Annotated in this window: 3 protein-coding genes; all 3 read right to left on the bottom strand. The window is 62.1% G+C overall.

Features of this window, described 5'->3' with window-relative positions:
• Positions 1-162: 162 nt before the first annotated feature.
• Positions 163-1,215 carry a DNA recombination protein RmuC gene (locus H5U38_06265; GenBank protein ID MBC7186621.1) on the bottom strand — a complete coding sequence of 351 codons (1,053 nt, stop codon included), beginning with the start codon at positions 1,213-1,215 and terminating at the stop codon, positions 163-165.
• A 5-nt stretch (positions 1,216-1,220) separates the two neighbouring features.
• A complete protein-coding gene (locus tag H5U38_06260) occupies positions 1,221-4,157 on the bottom strand; it encodes an ATP-dependent helicase (protein ID MBC7186620.1) in 2,937 nt (978 codons plus the stop codon).
• A gap of 46 nt (positions 4,158-4,203) precedes the next feature.
• Positions 4,204-4,631, bottom strand: a 428-nt coding sequence (locus tag H5U38_06255; GenBank protein MBC7186619.1) for a DUF58 domain-containing protein, incomplete at its 5' end; no start/stop codon positions are given.

Raw genomic sequence — 4,631 nt, 5'->3', positions numbered from 1 at the left:
AGAACTGGCCCATCCCGTAGCCTCCAAGGCACCTCCTCCAAGAAGGTGGTACTAGCACAATCAGCGGGCACTTAGCACGCGGTCCCGGGTGCTCAGTACCTACGCTAGCGGGTAAGGGCCCAACAGCCACACGAACGCGGCCTCTAGTGTACTAGTGGAAATTTAACCCCGATTCTCCGGATTCTCTCCCCCAGGCAGCTTGGCCTGCACATGGTTCTCCCCCGGGCCCAACTGGCGCATTCTCTCTATCTTGCTGGTGAGCTGTACGAAGTCGTTGTTGACGCGCTCCAGGGCGGCGCGGGCATTGTTGACGTGGGTGTTGAGCAGACGCAGCCCCTCGCCCAGACGTCCGGCATCGTGGCGAAGTGCGTCCAGGGCCTGGAGGATGCGCCGTGCAGTCTCCTCGATGCGCTGCCCTTCCAAGCCCATCAGGACCACGTGGAGAAAGAGGTAGAAGCTGTTGGGCGAGACCACCACCACACGCCGTTGCTGCGCATGCGCCAAAAGCGAGTGGTCGCCGGCGATGATCTCGTAGTAGACGACTTCGGAGGGCACATACATCAGGGCGAAATCCACCGTGCCCTCGGCAGGGGTGATGTACTTCTCGCTAATGGTGTCAATGTGGCGCCGGATGGTGCGCACAAAATTCCGCGCCGATACGGCCCGTTCCTCTTCGCTGCGGGCGGCGCGCATTTGTCGGTAGTCCTCCAGCGGGAACTTGGCGTCGATGGGAATGAGCCCTTTGTCGCTGACGATGACCGCATCCACCACTTGCCCGTTGGCAAAGCGATGCTGGAGGCGGAAGCTTGCACGGGGCAGCACCTCTTCCAACAACTCGCGCAGTACCTGCTCGCCGATATTGCCGCGCAGCTTCGGGGAACGAAAAAAGTCCTGAAACTCTCGCATCTGGCGGCCAATTTCTTGCATCTGCCCCAGGTCGTGGTGCACCATGCTCAGCGCCTGGGCAGCCGCATCCAGGCGCTCGGCGATGCTCCGCTGCGTGGCCTGCATCTGCTGCTGCATGACCGCAGTGCTCCGCTCCAAGCTGCCGCGCATGTCCTGCAACCACTGGGTGATGACGCTCAAGGCGGGGTTATCCTGTTGGCGCTTCTCGAACTCCCGCCAGCGCCGCTCCTGGCGCGCGTGCATGATGCCTAAGGTGGCAATGACCACCAGCGTCATGGCGGCGAAAAGGAGCACGGAAGCGGTAGTCATGGTCCTCACTCGGCGATGATGTAACTGCTCGACGTGGCCGGACAGATCTGGTTGTAGGGGCAGCGGGAGCAGGTGTGCTCGTCGGGCTCGGCCGGGTAGTGCCGCTGTCGAATGCCGCGCGCTGCCGTCTTGATCTTCTCGGTGGCCCTGGCCAGCAGCTTGTCGGTCACCGCAGCTCGCCCGGTGATGCCGCTCTCCACGTAGCGAAGCTCGATGAAATCTGGGGTGCGGGCGTTCACTTCGCGATAGCCTAAGGCGTAGATCCCGAGCTGCAGACTCTTTCTTGCCTCTTCGTTGGCCTTGTCCTGGTCCTGCACCGCCGACGACTTAAAGTCCACGATGTACACGGCCCCATCGCGAACGTCCACCCGGTCCCAGCGGCCCGTTACCCGGTCGTTGTCCAGGATGAAGCTGAACTCCTGTTCCACCAGGGCCGGCGTGCAGCCGTTTTCCTCCTCCTGTTGGAAAAAGAGCTCCAGGGCCTTGAGGCCGGCGGCGAACCGCTGCTCCTCGTGCTCTCGCGACAGGAACCCCTGGCTGCTCCAGGCGCTGCGAAACGCCTCGTGCAGGTCTTGCAGGGTCACCGGCTGCCCAGCCACTTTGCGCCGATGGTACTGCTCGATGGCCTTATGAATGGCCTGTCCGTAGACGATAGTGTGGTGCGGCAAGAGAGGCACCCGCAGCACGTGGATGTACTTGTACTTGAGCGGGCAGGTGATGTAATCGTCAATCTGCTTGTGGCTGACAGTGAGAAGCTGGTCCTCGGGAATGGGTGCGGCCAAGTCGGGAGCGGTCTGCGCCGGCGGAGCGTGGCGCTGGATCACCTCCACGGCAGACGGGCGCTCGTAGCTGTCGTCGGCGCGCACGGTGTCCAACGCCTCCAGCACAAACTGGCTGATTTTGCGCGGGCGCTTGCCGCCATAGTCCCGGGCGCTGGTGAGGTAGAGCTCCTCCTTGGCACGGGTCATGCCGACGAAGAAGAGGCGCCGCTCCTCCTGCAAGTGCACGTCCCCTTCCGGCACGATGTCTTTGACCAGCTCCTTGGGCAAGGCAAGGGACTCAGACCTGGCGCGCGTCGGGAAGTGGTCCTGCACCAGTCCCACCAGAAACACGACGCGGAATTCTAACCCCTTGGCCTTGTGCACCGTGAGCACGTTCACGGCGTCCAAGTCGGTGTCGGCCTGCGCAGTGGGGGGATCGTCGCCCGCCTCGATGAGGGCATCCAAGTGGGTGACGAATTCCTGCACACGGTCTTCGGTGGCCATGGCGCAGAAGCTGCGAACAATCTCGAAAAAACGCGCGATGTTGAGGAGCCGCACCTCTGCGTCCACCGTCTGCGCGCTAGTCAGCCGCTTCAGCAGGCCGCTGTCGGTCAGAAACCGGTACAGGACCACGCCGGCGTTGTTGGTGCGAGCGATTTCCAGGAACTTTTGGGTGTTCTCCACAATCTTGGCGGCCGTAGCCTGTGCCTCCGGAGAAACGACCAGATCCGGCAGCCGCGGCAACGTCTCAAAGACCTGGAAGAGCGACAGGTTCCTGGCATGAGCGTAGCTGTTGCAACGCGCCAACTCCACAGGTGGGAACTGATACACCTCAGACTGCGCCAGATGGAAAAGGCTCACCGAGTCGTCGGGATTGCTCAGCGTGCGCAGGAAGTGGGTGAGCAGGCGCACCTCGTCGCGGCTGTACAGCCCCCGGCTGCCGCTGAACTGGAAAGGGATGCCCTTCATGTTCAGCGAGCGCAGGAAGGGGTCGGCGTGGTTGTTGGCCCGCACGAGAATGGCAAAGTCGCGATAGCAGTACCCTCCCGCCTGCATCTTCTGTTCGATAATACTGGCCACTGCGTCCGCCTCAGTGGACAGGCTGTCGAAGTGGCGATGCATGACTCCCGCCCCGCCTGCTCGCTGTGCCCGCAGCTGCTTGCTGATGCCACGCTGCACCTCCAGGCGCTCAGGGTTGTTGTGGCTGATCAGGCGATAGGCCGCATCCAGAATCTGCTGGGTGGAGCGGTAGTTCTCCCTCAGCACCACCAGCCGCGCGTCGGGGTAGGTGCGCAAGAAATTGATGACGTTGCTGATCGCCGCACCCCGGAACTTGTAAATGGACTGGTCATCGTCCGCTACCACGGTGATGTTGCCATGCGGCCCGGCCAGAAGCTGGAGGAGCACAAACTGGGCATAATTGGTGTCCTGAAACTCGTCCACCAAGATGTACCGGTAGCGCTGCCGTAATTCTCGTAGCACGGCAGGATGCTCGCGCAACAGTTTGAGGGCAAGGCTCACCTGATCGCCAAAGTCGATCTTGCCACTTTCGGCCAACAGGCGCTGATGACAGGCATAGGTGCGCGCCAGCTCCATCTGCCGCGCTGCCTGCTCCTGAAGCTCGGTGTCCTCGGGATGAGCCGCAGCCTCCTTCTGCAGCCGTTCCGCATAGGCCAGATACTCCTCCGGGCTGACGTCTTCGTCCTTTGCCCGGCTGAACAGCGAGAGGAGCGCAGAGATGAAACGCGTCGGGTTGCCCAGCGGCCGATAGAAATCCAAAGGGTAAGCGAAAAGGTGTTGGCGGAAGAAGATGTTTTGCTCTGCCTCGGCAAGCACCTGAAAGTCGGGGGGCAGACCCAACTCGAAAGCATATTGCCGCAGCAGGTGATCGCCGAAGGAGTGGAAGGTGCTGATCCACACATTGGCGAAGCCATAGGGCACGAGCACGTCCACGCGCTCTTCCATCTCCGCGGCGGCTTTGTCGGTAAAAGTGAGCGCCAGGATCTCCTCTGGTCGAGCCTGCTTGGTGGCGATGAGGTAGGCAATGCGATGCGTGATGACGCGCGTCTTGCCGGTGCCTGCGCCGGCCACCACCATCAGGGGCCCCTCGCCGAAGGTTACCGCTTCGCGCTGTTCGGCATTCAGGGCGTTGAGAATGTCGTCCACTGTCTTGTTGCTCATGGATCTCACCAGCAGTTGCAGACTCTCCCTGCCACGCAATTGTCCATCACCCGCCCACGCGCTGCCGCTTCAGCAGATAGTGCAAGAGCGCGCGATCGTACGGGGCGGCCGTGTCCATCAGCACATAGTCGATGCGGTGCTGCCGGCAGCCGCGGCGGTAGGTGTCGATGAACTGCTCCACCAGTGCCCGATATTCCCCGCGGATGTGCCATGGCTGGGTGCTCATGGTCTCCTCGGTCTCGAGGTCTTTGAAGACACCGTCCTGCCGGAAGCTGAAGGTGCGTTCCAGCGGGTCGAGGATGTGAAAGACGATGACTTCGTGCTTGCGGTGGCGAAAGTGCTGCAGGCCGGCCAGCACGTCTGTCGGCTCGTCGAAAAGGTCAGAGAAGAGGATGATGAGGCCGCGGCGCTTAATCCTTTCGGCCAACTCATGGAGGGTGGCGGCCACGTTCGTCTTGCTGCGGCTGCGCACCC

This window comes from Calditrichota bacterium, assembly GCA_014359355.1.
Lineage (GTDB): Bacteria > Zhuqueibacterota > Zhuqueibacteria > JANLFK01 > Oleimicrobiaceae > Oleimicrobium.
The sequence above is the reverse complement of the archived record's forward strand: the minus strand, read 5'-3'. Positions and strand labels throughout refer to the sequence as shown.

What these genes read in the sequence shown, in the direction of transcription:
- H5U38_06265 (MBC7186621.1), bottom strand. Translation starts at nt 1,215, where the DNA reads ATGACTACCGCTTCCGTGCTCCTTTTCGCCGCCATGACGCTGGTGGTC.
- H5U38_06260 (MBC7186620.1), bottom strand. Translation starts at nt 4,157, where the DNA reads ATGAGCAACAAGACAGTGGACGACATTCTCAACGCCCTGAATGCCGAA.